Origin of the sequence: Desulfomonile tiedjei DSM 6799 (assembly GCF_000266945.1) — a bacterium.
Classification (GTDB): domain Bacteria; phylum Desulfobacterota; class Desulfomonilia; order Desulfomonilales; family Desulfomonilaceae; genus Desulfomonile; species Desulfomonile tiedjei.
The window spans coordinates 2,914,730-2,930,177 of the sequence record NC_018025.1; the positions used below are offsets into that span (position 1 = coordinate 2,914,730).

Consider the following 15,448-nt stretch of genomic DNA (forward strand, 5'->3'; position numbering starts at 1 on the left):
CGATCGAGTTTGTTTTTGTATTCGCGTGTGCTGAAAGGAAATCTTTCAATGGATCCGTTCATGGGAAATCTCCCGGCAGATAACGGACCGGAGGGGGCGCGCGTTCCCGATAATCTTCCGGAGATCGTGGATGCTCATGTTCATCTGTTTCCGGATGAGCTCTTTGAAGCCATTTGGACCTGGTTCGACAATTTCGCCTGGCCGATCCGATACAAAATGCGGTCTGAGGAAGTTGTTGAGTTCATGCTGTCCAGAGGCGTACAACGCATAGTCGGGCTGCATTATGCTCATAGGCCCGGAATTGCTCGGGATTTGAACCTGTACATGGCTGGTCTGTGCAGAGAATATCCCGAAGTCATCGGCTCTGCCACTGTGTTTCCCGGAGAATCCGGAACCCGCGAAATATTGAAAAGTGCATTCGACATGGGATTATCCGCAGTGAAACTTCATGCTCACGTTCAATACTTTTCTCTCGATAGCCCGGGGATGCATGAGATCTACCAGGTCTGTGCCGAACACGGAAAGCCTCTGGTCATGCACGTAGGCAAGGCACCGAAGAACCCGGTGTTCCCATACAAGATCGACCCGGATGAGATCTGTGGGGCTAAACACGTGGAGCCCGTCCTGAGACAATATCCCGAACTCAAGGTTCTCGTGCCCCATCTGGGCGCAGATGAATTCGACCCGTTTCAGAGGCTTACCGAACAGTATGACAATCTGTGGCTTGACGTGGCGATGGCAATAGCCGATTATTTACCTGTAAAGACATTTCCGCAGCTTCAGGAAATGCGCCTTGACAGAATTTTGTACGGCACGGATTTTCCCCATCTGCCGTACGCTTGGGATAGGGAACTGAAATATATCTGTACGCTCGATCTTTCAGAAAAAGATCTTCAGGCTGTTCTTGGAGGCAATGCGCTGGGCCTCTTCTCCGGATGAATTATTCTCGGAGAACGGAGGGCTTCTGTCACCTCATGAGAGTGAATTCGCAAAGGGGGAGGTAATACCATGAGATATTTTGTATTTTTGGCCTGTCTTCTCGCAATATGGACCGTTGCGGTCGATGCTCAAGAGACCGAGTTGAAACATTATCCTCTGGATGATGTCTCAGGCCTTATTACGCAATCAGACGTCTCAATAGATAAAGATGTAACATCTGACGGTAAGGGGTCTCTCAAAGCAACAGCATCACAGCCCCGTGTAGTGCGCCTGTTCGAGACCGGAGATCTCGGGGTTGACAATGCTCGTCTCATTTACAGGGCTCGTCTCAAAACTGAAGACTTGAAGGGTCAGGCGTATCTCGAAATGTGGTGCCATTTTCCGGGAAAAGGAGAGTTCTTCTCACGAGGGCTGCAGAATCCCCTCTCGGGAACGAATAACTGGGTTACCGAAGAGACACCGTTCTTCTTACAAAAAGGTGAAAAACCGGACAATGTCAAACTCAATCTGGTCATCAACGGGACAGGAACAGTCTGGATTGATGATATACGAATCCTCAGGGCGCCTCTTAAATAACATGCAATGTTTTAGCTTCGGAACAATCTGAGCTTCTTTCCTGGAGTCGGGGAAATACTGTGACTCCAGGAGCACCCGCTAGTTTGTCTCGTCAGGTCTGCCCCTTTTGACTGCAATATGAACGTTTAGATTTCTGTGAACGATGAACTGTAGCCATGACGTGATTGTCTGCATCACTATCCACTGAATTTTTTGATGATTCCGGTTACGAACAGCAGCTTGCGAGGCCGGGAATCGCATTGCCGAATGGAAAGGAGCCACATGGGTAGGGTAATTTATAGAACGGTCGCTTGCATTGCCATAGTAACACTTCTTTCAGTCATTCTTTTCCCGATATGTTTTGTTGCGTATTCTTCTGATGAGGAAATTGCAGCTTCCGCGCTCCAGGGGGAGAAAAAGAATCAAAAAAAGCCTACGGATGCCGCTGCTCTTCCGGAAAAGATAGTATCCATACATACGGAAAAGATAGACGATACCGCCGCGAATCTCGAAAACTCGGTTAATGGCGCAAAGAAGTTTGCCACTTCTATTTTGGGCAATTGGATAAACAAGCCGGTGATCTTCGGGATTACTCTCTGGAAAGTGGCGGCTATGGCCGTGATAATCGTCTGCGTGATCATAGTTCAAGCTCTTGCGCGAACAATGCGGAAGAACCTGAAGGAGCGCTGGTCCAGAAAAAACGGTGCGTGGAAAGCTGCAATCTTTGACGCGATGCAGGCTCCTCTCTCCCTCCTCATTTGGGTATACGGGCTTTATGCTGCATTTCTTCCGATTTCTTCCGTGTTCCGTTCGGCAAACGGCACGAATGTCGTGCATTCGGCAGTCCGAAACGTAACTGATGTTCTTGCGACAATAGCGTTGATCTGGTTTCTGTACGGCCTTGTTAACTTGACCGAATTGCGTGCAAAGAGATGGCTGCTCATTTCAGATAAGCGAATTCCCCCGACACTTGTGGGAGTGACCTTTAAGATCATGCGATTCCTCGTGATAGCCGTTGCGGTTCTCATAATGGTGCGCAATCTTACGGGACTCGATGTAGCTCCGCTCATTGCATCTCTCGGACTCGGTGGTTTGGCGGTGGCTCTCGCAGCGAAAGATTCGGTAGCAAACTTCTTTGGTACTTTGACAATAGTCTTCGATAAACCTTTTCAAGTGGGCGAAAGAATTGTTATTGAGAATTATGACGGCACGGTCGAATCGGTGGGATTCAGGAGCACTCGTCTGCGCTCTTCATCGGAAAACACGCTCATAACGATTCCGAATCAAAAGATCATAAATGCTGCAGTCAATAACATGGACCAGCGGCCGTTTCTCCATTGGACTACTCAGCTTCCTCTTTCGCTGCATTCGACTCCGGCACAAATCGAGAAAGCAATCGACATCATCCGAAGCATTCTCGAGAATCATGAAGGTCTGAACTCGAACATGCCTCCCAGAGTCTTCTTTCAAGGACTCAAAGACGCGGGAATGATCATTGACGTGCATGCCTGGTACCATCCTGCCCAATGGTGGGACTATCAGGCTTGGGTTCATCGGACGTACCTGGAAATTCTCAAGCGCTTCGAAGCTGAAGGAATAACATTTGCTGTGTCTCCAAAGACCGTGTATTTGGCAGATCGAGACTACTTGGTGCAGAATATGTTGAACATAAGTAAATCGAGCACTGAGGCCAGAATTCCGTCCGAATAGAGCATGCGGGCAAGATTGACACCGATTTGTGCCGATGTTAACCTAAATACGAAGTTATTGAAGTGAATCGGATTTAGCTTGATAGCTGTTCAGAGCGCATAATCCCAATTATTTCTTCTGAATTGTTGGATACCAAAAGACTTATTGTGATGTGAAAATCATGGGAAAACTACATTCGATGAATGTCGCCATTTGTTTTTATGTAACGAAAAGAAGATGCCGCTCCGGGGGGACCTGTGGCAAGTGAGACTATTCCGGTAGCCCGTTATGAAGGTAATGGAAAATGCAGGTTTTGTGTTTGGGCTCCCATCAGAAATGCCGTAGAACTGCACATTGTATCGGCACAGGAACGCTTCATCACGTTAGACCGAGACGATCGGGGCTATTATTCCGCGACTGCAACGGATGTACATCCTGGTGACCTCTATTTTTATCGCCTCGATCGTGAAGAAGAGTTTCCCGACCCCGCTTCACGGTTCCAACCCCAGGGGGTGCACGGGCCTTCGCAAGTTATGAGTTCCGAATATGCGTGGAAGAACGATGCTTGGCGCGGAATTCCGTTGAAGGAATACATTTTGTACGAATTGCACGTTGGAAGCTTCACTCCCGAAGGAACATTCGATGGTGTAGAAAAAAGAGTTGCGGAACTGAGAGATCTCGGAGTCACAGCACTGGAAATTATGCCTGTGGCACAATTTCCGGGGGAACGAAATTGGGGATATGACGGTGTTTACCCATTTGCGGTTCAAAATTCCTACGGTGGACCTGAAGGCCTTAAAAGGCTTGTTGATGCATGTCATGGTGCAGGTTTGGCCGCAGTTCTGGATGTGGTTTACAATCACCTGGGACCCGAAGGAAGTTATCTGAGTAAATTCGGGCCTTATTTTACTTCGCGCTATCATACTCCGTGGGGCGACGCCGTAAATTTTGACGGCCCATACAGTGATGAGGTCAGGCGTTACTTCATACAAAATGCTTTATATTGGCTCGAAGAATTTCGATTCGATGCTCTCCGCCTTGATGCCATTCACGGCATTCTCGATTTTTCGGCTAAACCATTTCTTGAAGAACTGTCGAGTGCAGTACATGACCTGAGAGAGCGTACCAATCGCCACATTTACTTGATCGCTGAATGTGACCGAAACGATTCTCGTGTGACTCTGCCCGGAGCTTGCGGTGGATACGGAATCGATGCCCAGTGGAACGATGATTTTCATCATGCATTACACGTTCTGCTCACCAGTGAGAATCAAGGTTACTATGCGGATTTTGGAAGCCTCACCCATATGGCGAAAGCCTACAGGGAAGGATTCGTCTATTCGGGACAATACTCGATTTTCAGGCAACGCAGTCACGGAATACCATCAACCATGCTAACAGGGGAACAGTTGGTCGTATGCAGTCAGAACCACGATCAGGTGGGCAACAGGCTTCTGGGCGATCGGCTGACATCTCTTGTACCCGAAGATGCTTTGAGGCTTGCGGCCGGTGCCGTGATCCTCTCTCCTTTCATTCCTCTCCTTTTCATGGGGGAAGAATATGGCGAGAAAGCTCCATTCCAATATTTTGTAAGCCATTCAGATCCCGATCTCGTGCGTGCAGTCAGGGAAGGGAGAAAAATGGAATTTGAGGCTTTCAGGTGGCAGGGGGAATGTCCGGATCCTCAATCACAAGCCATTTTCCAGACTGCGCAACTTACCCCATCCCTGAAAGAAGCTGCTCCTCATGACAAAATGTATGCGTATTATCGGAAACTCATCGATCTACGCAAGACAGTGCAGTCCTTGGCCGACCTTGATAAAGAGAGTATGGAAGTCACTGAATATGAAGCTCAAAACGTGCTTGTCTTAAGGCGCTGGGCACTGGACGACGAAGTAATTGAGATCCTTCATTTCAGTGCAAGTTCTTCTTCAATTACGCTGCAGATTCCTTCCGGAACATGGAATACGATATTAGATTCAGGCGATCCGGTCTGGGGGGGGCATGGGATCAGCCTGGACGATGAATTCATATCCAGGGGAGAAATAGTGACACGTGTCCATCCATATGCGTTCATAGTCTTGAGAAAGATGAGGTCTGCAGTGTAATGGAAAAATTTGTGTGCATTCACGGCCATTTTTATCAGCCGCCCCGAGAGAATCCTTGGCTTGAAGCAATTGAAGTGCAAGATTCCGCTTATCCTTATCATGACTGGAATGAACGGATAACTGCCGAATGTTACGGACCCAATGGGACTGCCCGCATTTTTGACATGGAAGGCAGAATTGTAGACATCACAAATAACTATTCGAAAATGAGCTTCAACTTCGGTCCGACTCTCCTCGATTGGATGCAAAAGGAACGACCGAGACCGTATGAGTCCATTATCGAAGCGGATCGTTTGAGCATGGAACGTTTTGGCGGCCATGGGTCGGCCATGGCTCAAGTTTACAATCACATGATCCTGCCGTTGGGCAATACTGCAGACAAATACACGCAAATACGGTGGGGCGTGCGCGATTTCGAGACGAGATTCGGGCGCAAACCTGAAGGCATGTGGCTCGCGGAAACGGCCGTGGATCTCGAGAGCCTCGATCTGATGGCCGAGCAAGGCCTGAAGTTCACCATATTGGCACCTAACCAGGCCAGCAGAGTTCGTCACCTGCAAAGTGATGACTGGCAGGACGTCAGTGGAAGCACAATAGACCCCACAACAGCGTATAAGATCGTACTCCCGTCCGGACGAGAGATAGCTTTATTCTTTTATGACGGTCCCATCTCCAGGGCCATTGCTTTCGAACGACTCCTCATAAAAGGGGAAATTCTGGCTGACAGACTGATGGGAGCATTTTCAGAAGAAAGGCAGCGGCCTCAACTCGTAAACATAGCCACTGATGGGGAAAGTTATGGGCATCACCACAAGTATGGGGACATGGCCCTTGCCTATGCCATGAAGGCGCTCGAGGAGAATCCTTCCGTTCAGCTCACCAATTACAGCAAGTTTCTTGCCGAGAATCCTCCGGAGTACCAGGTCGAGATTTATGAGAACTCCTCATGGAGCTGCGTGCACGGAGTCGAACGCTGGCGTTCCGATTGCGGATGCAACTCGGGGGGATATCCTTCCTGGAATCAGAGCTGGAGAACCCCACTTCGAGAAGCTTTGGACTGGCTGAGAGATGCAGTTGCAGGTCCATTCGAAAAGACTGCAGGTAAACTGTTGAAAGACCCCACCGCTGCGAGAAATGACTATATCGACATTATCCTGGATCGTTCGGACGACAGTGTGAATGAATTCCTCAGCCGTCATGCCAAATCGGATTTCAGTTACGAGAATAGAGTGAATTTCTTCAAACTGATGGAGCTTCAGAGACATGCGATGCTCATGTACACGAGCTGTGGATGGTTTTTCGACGAATTATCCGGCATAGAAACGGTCCAGGTGATTCAGTACGCCGGTCGAGTGGTTCAGCTTGCTACGGAGCTATTTGGGGATTCTTTCAGAGATCCATTTCTCGATCTCTTGGAACAAGCCAAAAGCAACATACCCGAACACGCCGATGGGAAGAATATCTATCTAGAATGGGTCGAACCCACAATTCTGGATCTCGGCAAGGTTGCGGCTCACTACGCGATAAGCTCGATTTTTGAGGAGTTCGGCGAAGAAACGTCAATAAACGCGTATTCGGCAACTCGTCAACATTTCAACATGTCTCAAGCAGGCAGAGCGAAATTGGCGGTCGGTGAAGTGGAAGTCACTTCCAAGATTACCGCCGAGTCGGACAAATTCTGTTTTGGAGTGGTCCACCTCGGAGATCACAATATTAGCTGCGGCATAGAGCAATGCATACAGGGACCGGCATTCGACCAATTGGTTGAGGAGATCATCAATCCGTTCAGTGCTGCCGATTTCCCGGAGACCATTCGCATACTTGACAAGAATTTTGGAGATTCCCCTTTTTCTCTCACATCTCTGTTCCGTGATGAACAACGGAAAGTCTTGAAACTCATTCTTCAGCCGACTCTGGACGAAGCGCATGCAGCCTATTCGGCGCTTTACGAGCACCATGCGCTTCTGATGCGTTTCCTGCACGGTTCGGGAACTCCGCAACCCAAAGAACTGGTCATGATGACAAATATCGTTCTGAACACTCGCCTGAGAGCGGCGCTGGAAAACGATCGACTCGACATTCAGAATATAGAGTTGCTCCTCGAAGAGGCACGGCTTGCCGGCGTGCAACCTGATGCTCCAACATTGGCGTACGTACTCGGGGATACGATGGAATCCCTCGCTGATGCACTCTTGGAAGAACCCGAAAATCTGGAGACTGCGGAGAAACTGGAAAATGCCGCAACAGCATTGCGTGTTTTGCCATTTGAGGTCAACACCTGGAAAATCCAGAACACCTGCTTCACAATACTCAAGGAGCATTACTCCGGCATGCTCGACAAAGCCAAGAAAGGAGATGAAGAAGCACAGGAGTGGGTGCGCCTGCTGTGTTCGGTTGCGGAAAAACTCCTGATCAGGGTGCCCCAATAACGGAAAAAGCTTAATGGCGACGGATAAGTCGGGAGAAGTTCTCGCCAAGAATTGCCTTTCGCACGTCTTCACCGATTCCCGATTGTTCTATGTGTTTCACGTAACGGACAACGGAAAGCAAAGGAAAATCGCTGCCGAACAGTATCTTGTCAGGTCCCAGTATTTTTGTTGCTATGTCATACACGCGAGCGTCATACAAGTACGGTGAAGCGGCAGTATCAAAGTATGTTCTTGCGAGCACGCCGGCTACTTCCGGCATGAGACCGTACACGAAAATTCCTCCGCCGAAATGCGCGAGAATGAAAGTTACCTCCGGATTGGCTGCTATGACCTGTAACAAACCTTGAAAATCCACTGATATTTTACCAGGATACTCGTGTCCCACCGGTTCGTTGACATGAAGCATTACGGGAATCCCGGCCGATCGGGCCATTCCGAGACAAGGGGCCAGAGCCTCGAAACCCGCTGTGCTCCACCCTCCATGGTACATGGCAAGCTCGCCGATTCCTGCAAATCCGGCTTTGATGATTCTCTCCGTCTCCAGATACGCGCGGTCACCCGCTGCAGGGGAAAGCACCGCAAATGGATAGATCCTCGCAGGATTGCGCTGAGCAAACTCCCAGACCTCGTCATTGTTCTTGCTGATAAGGTCATGCGATTCCCAGGGAAAACCGAAAACCACGGCCTTTTCGATTCCCGAGTTATCCATGTAGGAGATTATATCTTCTTCCGATGCGAGCCTGGCTTTGGGCGAGGAATACAGACTTCCAAAGGCTTCGTCCGAGTGAACGTACATGGTGCGGTCGCTGCGCACTTCTTTTGGCAAAAGGTGTACATGGCAATCTACAATCATAGAACCAACCTCCGTGAGTTTGGAGCCATCAGCATTAAGGGAAAGAATACAATAAGAGCGACAAGATTCAATCATTTTACCAGGCGATAGGACAACGATGGATTTTCGGATGTCTTAATTCCTCAACATTACTTTGGTGGAATGATTGCAATACGGGAGCCGCTGCAATATATTTTTGTCTGCATCTATCTCCGACATGAGGTGTCTCAAAATTACAATGCCCAGATGCTACGAATATTGTAGGAGACGATTCAATGCGGTGGAAACGCATAGTACGATACTACACCCCGATTCACAAAAATTATTGCAGGCAGTGAATAACTTAATTTGAAGGTAAATGACTACGCAATCCTGGAACCTCCAGGTATCGATGAACAGATGCTTGGCCGGGAAACGTCACAATAGATCACGGGATAGGTAGATATGCAGTGTTCAAATAGACCTCAGGAAGGGATCTTTCGTCGGGCCATGTGCGGAATTTGCCCTGCAGGGTGCTGGGTAGAAGTAAGGTACGACGATTCCGGCCGCATCGTCGAAGTCCGCGAGGATTCCCAATCGGATTACGGAATGATCTGCACGCTTGGCAGGCATTCCCCTGAGATCGTCTATTCTCCCGATCGCTTGCTGCATCCGATGCGGAGAGTCGGCCCCAAAGGAACGTATGCATTTGAACGAATCTCCTGGGAAAATGCATATGATGTCATTGCAGACCGGCTCACATCCATAAAACAGGAGTACGGTCCCGAGGCGAACGCAATCTACACCGGACGCGGCAGTTTCGAACTGGCTGAATGCGACGTGTATCAACCCCGCGGAGTTGCAGTATCCAGCGCATCAAGTGTGCTGTTTCCCTTCGATTCACCGAACACTCTCGGAGTAGGAGCACTTTGTTACGTTTCATTTGCCATGATAGCTCCCCATGTGACCATGGGGGGAATGCTGATCGACATGTTTTCCGATCTGGAGAATGCAGAACTGATCGTGGTATGGGGCGCAAACCCTGCCACGGACTCCCCTCCTCTCGATTTCAACCGCATCCAGAAGGCTCGGAGTCGAGGAACTGAGGTCGTTGTGATCGATCCCCGGCGCACGGGCACGGCTGAAGCAACGGAAGCTGAATGGATTCCCATTCGCCCCGGTACAGACGGTGCTTTAGCGCTTGGAATGTGCAATGTGTTGATCGATGAGGATCTGTTCGATGAAGCATTCGTGGATGAATGGACGGTCGGATTTGAACAGTTCTCTCAGCATGTTCAGCATTTTCAGCCCGAGGTGGTGCAGAAGATTACCGGAGTGCCTGCCGAAAAGGTCCGCTCGTTGGCTCGTCGAATCGTGTCAGCACGCGGTGCTGCCCCGGTCATGTACAGCGGTCTGGAATACAGCGATGGAGGAACTCAATCGATTCGAGCTACATTCGTGCTCTGGGCTCTCGCAGGGCAATTGGATGTCCCCGGAGGACGTTGCTTTTCCATGTCAACCAATGAATTCCCCATGAACAGGGAAGGGCATCTCCCCAACCCTGATGTACGAAAAGCACTCGGTCGAGATCGTTTCCCCATTTATAGCCTCTATCGCGGCGAATCCCATGCAATTGCACTTCCGGAAGCGGTGTTGAAAGCTCAACCGTATCCTATCAAATCGCTGATTGTCGTTGGGGGTTCCATCATCACTGCGTGGCCGCAGCCGGCAATCTGGCGGGACACGCTTCAGGCATTGGATTTCCTCGTATGCGTGGACCGCTTTCTCACGGCAGATGCTGCATATGCGGACATCGTTCTTCCTGCCGCCACGTACTATGAAGCTACATCATACATGCGGTACGGCCCGGTATTTCGTATCAGGGAAAAAGTCATCGAACCACTCGGTGAATCCCGCCACGGCTTCTTCATCATGGCGCAGTTGGCAGCTCGCCTTGGGTACGGGCATTTGTATCCCCAGAGCGAAGAGGAACTTATCGAGCATGCACTCGAAGGGTCAGGATTCAGCCTCGAAGAAGTTCGGGCCTCCGGCGGAACCGTTCAGTTGCAGCCCGAAATGATGCAATACAAGAAGTGGCAAAAAGGATTGCTCCGCAAAGACGGAGCTCCCGGTTTCGCGACTCCTACCGGAAAATTTGAAATCGCCTCCACTGTTCTCGAAGAGCACGGATACGATGCTCTTCCCATTTACACGGAGCCTTCCGAAAGTCCATTATCCCGACCGGATCTCACGGGCGAATTTCCTCTGGTCTTCACTTCAGGTTCCCGCGTCCGGACCGATTTCCGGTCACAGTTTCACAACGTGCCCGGGCTCATGAAAAAACGGCCTGAACCCACGGTGATGATGAACACTTTGGATGCCGAGTCGCGAGGTATTGTCAACGGAGATCTGGTGGAGATCGTGACTCAGCGGGGTCGCGTTCGGTATCGAGCACAGGTTACGGATGGAATTATGCAGGGAGTGGTGGACGCAGACATGGGCGGCGGCGGACCGCTCGGACCGCAAGCATGGCAGGACTGCAATGTCAATGAGCTTACCGATCTGGGCAAATACGATCCGATTTCGGGTTTTCCCGTGTACAAAGCTCTCCTCTGCAATGTGTCCAAAGTAAAAGATGGCGACAGAGCAGTTGTCCCTGAAACGATCGATCCCGAGATCGAAACCGTCAGAAGACAATCCAGCGCAAAGAACTCGACCGGTCGGCGAATTATCTATCTCGATCACAATGCGACTACTCCCATGCATGCTGAAGTTCTGGATGAGATGCTGGAGCATTTGAGAAAAACCGGGGGCAATCCCTCGAGCATACATGGTCCCGGGAATCATGCGCGTGAAGCAGTTGAAGCAGCACGAAGGAAAGTGGCTCGTCTCCTGAACTGCACGGCCCGGAGGATCGTTTTCACGGGGGGAGGTTCGGAGGCGGACAATTTGGCGATTAAAGGAGTGGCTCTCGCGTCAGGAATCAACGGGAACCGCATTATAACGTCTTCGGTCGAACACCCTGCGGTCCTCGGGACATGCAAATGGTTGGAGACCCTGGGGGTTCAGGTAACGTATCTCGGTGTGGACAGTGAAGGAAGAGTCAGTCCGGATGATTTGAGAAAGGCCTTCACTCCAAATACTGTTCTTGTAAGCATTATGATGGCAAACAATGAAACCGGAACGCTCCAGCCTATCAAGGAATTGGCCGAAGAAGCTCATTCTCGCGGAGTCCTCTTCCACACCGATGCGGTTCAGGCGGTCGGCAAAATTCCTGTCGACATCGAAGAACTGCAGGTGGACCTCCTGACGCTGTCTGCTCACAAGATTCAGGGGCCCAAGGGAATAGGAGCAATTTTCATCCGCAAGGGCTGCTCTCTTGCGCCCCTTGTGCACGGGGGAAAACAGGAATACGGACTGCGTGCGGGAACCGAGAACGTCCCGGCAATTGCGGGTCTGGGCAAAGCAGCGGAAATTGCCGTGAAGCGGTTGCCCGAAATGGAGAACGTTCGCAGACTGAGAGACAGGCTGGAAAGCGGAATATTTGAAATAATTCCAACCGCAAGACGAAACGGGCCTCTTCTGGACAGACTCCCTAACACTCTGAATATGACTTTACCGGGACTGCGTGGAGAATCCGTCGTTATGACCCTGGACACGCGGGGCATCGCACTTTCGTCCGGCTCGGCATGTCGCGCCGGTTCACCTGAACCCTCTCATGCTTTGTTGGCAATGGGCATGTCTGAAGAGAGTGCTCACTGTGCTGTCCGTTTCTCTCTCGGTCCTGACAATACAGAAGAAGAGATCGATGCCACGCTCGAGAGTATTCGATGGATGATTGTGAATATGTCCGAAGGGGTTCGGTTTGCGCCATGTCGATAGCATCTAATCAATGTATCCGTCCGAAAGGGCGGAAGTTTCAAAGGAGAGAGTCTCCGATGTTTCAGCTTTCCCCACAAATACCATCCGGTTTCAGGAAATACGATCATCTGAAAACCCGTATGGCCAGAGCCATTGCAGAAGACGTCGCAACAGGGCTGAGTGCGTCTCAGAAATCTATTCCGAGCAAGTACTTCTATGATGAACGCGGATCAATGCTGTTCGAAGAAATCTGTCGATTACCGGAGTATTATCCTGCCAGGACTGAAATATCGTTATTGCGGCAGAATTCCCCGTCAATCGTCCGGAGCTTCGGCCACGGCTATCTCGTGGAATTGGGGTCTGGCGCCAATTGGAAAATCAGGTATCTCATTGATGCCCTTGGGCCGGAGAAACGGTCAAAGACGTGCTACGTACCGGTTGACGTCAGCAGCAGCGCTCTGGAGGCTTCGGCAATGGAACTGCTCAGAATGTATCCAGGGTTCTGTGTTCAGGGACTGGTTGCCGACTTCACCACCGATCTGCATCTGTTACCCGATGACCGGCGGAAGTTGATCCTGTTCCTCGGGAGCACCATCGGAAATTTCGACGATGCGCAAACCGAATTATTCTTACGTGCTCTGTCCAATACGATGCAGAATGAGGACAGATTTCTGCTTGGACTCGATCTTGTAAAACCCGTTGAAATTCTTGAAGCTGCATACAATGATTCGCGACAGATAACTGCCGAATTCAACAAAAATATTCTCCATGTGGTCAATCGTGAACTGGATGCAGATTTCAACCAGAACGATTTCGAACATCTCGCGATGTACATTGAGGCAAAGAACGAAATTCAAATGCATCTCAAAGCAGTTCGACCGGTGGAGGTTCACATCGGCAAGCTGCACATGACAGTCTTTTTTGAAGAAGGGGAGACGATACTCACGGAAATATCGAGAAAATTCACCTTTGAATCGGCTGAAAAAATGCTTCATGCAGCAGACCTGGAGATTACAGACTGGCGTACAGATGCCGCAGGATGGTTTGCTCACGCAGAAATCGTCCACAGGAATGGGGGATAGTACCGATTCACATTCGCAACACTTAATCGGGAAAATCACCTTCAAGAAGAATTTTTTCTCGGCCCCCTTGAAACTTCTTGTGTGTCAGCGCAGCGACCCTGCGCCCTCGCTCATCGCACTATCCGGGTCGCTGAGAAGAGTCAAGGAAATTAGGGCCTCAGGCATGATCTGGTAAACCTCTGGACATGCATCCTATTGAGATGCATCCAATGAGTCTTCTGACGACCTTCGTATACCACTCCCGCTTGACAACCCCGGATCAGTACTTAATTATTCAGCATCGGGACCGATTACTCCAGATACTAAGATGCCATTCGCTTTTGGCCGGCAAGGGAGCCGGGCCATGCGGTTGAGTACATCTACTAACGAACTGGTATGAGATGATCTTGTTCCTGATTCGGTTCCCTGGAGGGTAAAGCATGGCCGAAAAAGATCTCTACGCCGCTCTTGGCGTGAAAAGAGACGCGACCACCGAACAGATAAAAAAGACTTACCGTAAGCTCGCTCGCAAATATCACCCGGACGTCAACCCTGGAAACAAAGAAGCCGAAGACAAATTCAAACAGATTTCGGAAGCTTATGAAGTCCTTTCAGACCCCGAAAAACGAAAAACGTATGATGAATTCGGGGAAGAGGGGTTGCGTGCCGGATTCGATCCTGACCAGGCCAGACAGTTTCGTCAATGGCAGCAGACAGGAGGATTCCGCAGGGGCGCTCGACCGGCAGGCGCAGGTGCCGAATCGTTCACCGACCAGGGTGGATTCCGTTATGGAGGCTTTGAGGATATTTTCGGCGAAATCTTTGGCGGAGGTGCTCCTCGAGGTCCTGCCAAAGGAAGAGATATCGAAAGTGAGCTCGAGATCGATTTTCTTACTGCGATACGAGGCGGAACCACACGGGTTACCTTTCAAAAGCCCTCTGCGTGTTCGCGATGCGGTGGAACCGGTAGAATCTCTACAGGAACCGATTCCGTTTGTGCAACATGCAAAGGAACCGGCAAAACCAGAGTCGCTCAAGGGCCTTTTAATTTTACCCAGACGTGTCCGGAATGCCAGGGAACGGGCCGCAGCGGTGAAGTCTGTCCCCAGTGCGGAGGCACCGGAAGCGTGCTGACCACGGAGACCATCGATGTGAATATTCCTGCCGGTGTGGACGACGGATCACGTATCAGGCTTGCGGGCAAAGGAGGCCCGGGCCAGGACGGAGGCCCTCCAGGTGATATGTTCATTGTCATGCGAGTAAGACCCCATACGGTGTTCAAACGGGAAGGTGACAATTTGAATCTGGACCTGCCCGTGACTGTTTCGGAAGCACTCAACGGAGCACAAGTTACCGTTCCGACACCCACCGGCACAGTAGACCTGAAAATACCGCCCGGCACAAAATCAGGCCAACGCCTTCGTCTGAAGGGCAAGGGTGTACCCAATTTGAAGACAAAAGTTCCTGGAGATCTTTTTGTTACTGTCAGGATACAAATACCTGTAACCCAGGACCCGGAAGCCCGTCAGGCCGCAGCGGTTCTTGACCGCTTTTACCAGGGAAACGTACGGCAGGAAATTCGGCTTTAACGGCTTCGGAAATTTCTCGAATACAGCAGGGAACCGGACATGACCCAGCGATATTACTTCAAGAGAGAAATCATAGAAGAATTCGGATTTGACGAGCATCTTCTCATCAAACTGGAATCGGAGGAGTTGGTCCACTCTGTTGAAGTGGAATCAGAACCCGAAAGAGTGTATCCCCTTGACCAGTATGACCGTCTCAGAGTGATCTGCAATTTAATGAATGAACTCGAGGTGAATTTACCCGGAGTGGAAGTCATTTTGGAAATGCGGGAGAACATGATACGCATGCAGCAGCAATTCGATGAAATTCTTGAAATCCTCGTTCGGGAGCTGAAAATGAGGCTATCGAAGTGAGATCTTCGAATCACAGATATTCGGACAATCTCTCTGATTCAAAGGAACCCCCCGT

Annotated in this window: 10 protein-coding genes; 9 read left to right on the plus strand and 1 reads right to left on the minus strand. The window is 50.3% G+C overall.

The window, feature by feature from the left end:
- Positions 1–48 precede the first annotated feature (48 nt).
- The 5 genes from DESTI_RS12265 to DESTI_RS12285 all read left to right on the plus strand — a co-directional run bounded on the left by DESTI_RS12265 (position 49) and on the right by DESTI_RS12285 (position 7,720).
- Positions 49–939 carry an amidohydrolase family protein gene (locus tag DESTI_RS12265; protein WP_014810282.1) on the plus strand — a complete coding sequence of 297 codons (891 nt, stop codon included), beginning with the start codon at positions 49–51 and terminating at the stop codon, positions 937–939.
- A 69-nt stretch (positions 940–1,008) separates the two neighbouring features.
- Positions 1,009–1,515, plus strand: coding sequence for a hypothetical protein (locus DESTI_RS12270; protein ID WP_014810283.1), 507 nt, complete (start codon positions 1,009–1,011; stop codon positions 1,513–1,515).
- A 261-nt stretch (positions 1,516–1,776) separates the two neighbouring features.
- Entirely contained in the window at positions 1,777–3,204 is a 1,428-nt protein-coding gene (locus DESTI_RS12275) for a mechanosensitive ion channel family protein (RefSeq protein ID WP_014810284.1), read from the plus strand.
- Positions 3,205–3,440: 236 nt separating this feature from the next.
- The gene (gene treZ / locus DESTI_RS12280) at positions 3,441–5,291 is read left to right on the plus strand and encodes a malto-oligosyltrehalose trehalohydrolase (RefSeq protein WP_014810285.1); all 1,851 of its coding nucleotides are present in this window, start codon (positions 3,441–3,443) and stop codon (positions 5,289–5,291) included.
- Complete coding sequence (locus tag DESTI_RS12285) at positions 5,291–7,720, plus strand: DUF3536 domain-containing protein (protein ID WP_014810286.1); 2,430 nt, start codon at positions 5,291–5,293, stop codon at positions 7,718–7,720. The genes treZ and DESTI_RS12285 overlap by 1 nt, the downstream gene beginning before the upstream one ends.
- 10 nt (positions 7,721–7,730) lie before the next feature.
- Here the strand turns inward: DESTI_RS12285 and DESTI_RS12290 are convergent, their stop codons facing one another.
- The gene (locus DESTI_RS12290) at positions 7,731–8,573 is read right to left on the minus strand and encodes an amidohydrolase family protein (RefSeq protein ID WP_014810287.1); all 843 of its coding nucleotides are present in this window, start codon (positions 8,571–8,573) and stop codon (positions 7,731–7,733) included.
- Between the two features lie 423 nt (positions 8,574–8,996).
- On the opposite strand from DESTI_RS12290, the gene DESTI_RS12295 reads away from it, so the two are divergent.
- The 4 genes from DESTI_RS12295 to DESTI_RS12310 all read left to right on the plus strand — a co-directional run bounded on the left by DESTI_RS12295 (position 8,997) and on the right by DESTI_RS12310 (position 15,393).
- On the plus strand, positions 8,997–12,413 hold the full coding sequence (locus DESTI_RS12295; RefSeq protein ID WP_014810288.1) for an IscS subfamily cysteine desulfurase: 3,417 nt from the start codon (positions 8,997–8,999) through the stop codon (positions 12,411–12,413).
- A 56-nt stretch (positions 12,414–12,469) separates the two neighbouring features.
- Complete coding sequence (gene egtD, locus DESTI_RS12300) at positions 12,470–13,474, plus strand: L-histidine N(alpha)-methyltransferase (RefSeq protein ID WP_014810289.1); 1,005 nt, start codon at positions 12,470–12,472, stop codon at positions 13,472–13,474.
- A gap of 419 nt (positions 13,475–13,893) precedes the next feature.
- Positions 13,894–15,042 (plus strand): molecular chaperone DnaJ, encoded by a 1,149-nt coding sequence (gene dnaJ, locus DESTI_RS12305; protein ID WP_014810290.1) that lies wholly within the window; start codon positions 13,894–13,896, stop codon positions 15,040–15,042.
- A gap of 39 nt (positions 15,043–15,081) precedes the next feature.
- Positions 15,082–15,393, plus strand: a complete 312-nt coding sequence (locus DESTI_RS12310) for a chaperone modulator CbpM (protein ID WP_014810291.1) — start codon at positions 15,082–15,084, stop codon at positions 15,391–15,393.
- Positions 15,394–15,448 lie beyond the last annotated feature (55 nt).

Excerpts from the sequence above, each read along its gene's own strand:
- DESTI_RS12265 (WP_014810282.1), top strand. The coding sequence starts at position 49 with ATGGATCCGTTCATGGGAAATCTCCCGGCAGATAACGGACCGGAGGGG.
- DESTI_RS12270 (WP_014810283.1), top strand. The coding sequence starts at position 1,009 with ATGAGATATTTTGTATTTTTGGCCTGTCTTCTCGCAATATGGACCGTT.
- DESTI_RS12275 (WP_014810284.1), top strand. The coding sequence starts at position 1,777 with ATGGGTAGGGTAATTTATAGAACGGTCGCTTGCATTGCCATAGTAACA.
- DESTI_RS12285 (WP_014810286.1), top strand. The coding sequence starts at position 5,291 with ATGGAAAAATTTGTGTGCATTCACGGCCATTTTTATCAGCCGCCCCGA.
- DESTI_RS12290 (WP_014810287.1), bottom strand. The coding sequence starts at position 8,573 with ATGATTGTAGATTGCCATGTACACCTTTTGCCAAAAGAAGTGCGCAGC.
- DESTI_RS12295 (WP_014810288.1), top strand. The coding sequence starts at position 8,997 with ATGCAGTGTTCAAATAGACCTCAGGAAGGGATCTTTCGTCGGGCCATG.
- egtD (WP_014810289.1), top strand. The coding sequence starts at position 12,470 with ATGTTTCAGCTTTCCCCACAAATACCATCCGGTTTCAGGAAATACGAT.
- dnaJ (WP_014810290.1), top strand. The coding sequence starts at position 13,894 with ATGGCCGAAAAAGATCTCTACGCCGCTCTTGGCGTGAAAAGAGACGCG.
- DESTI_RS12310 (WP_014810291.1), top strand. The coding sequence starts at position 15,082 with ATGACCCAGCGATATTACTTCAAGAGAGAAATCATAGAAGAATTCGGA.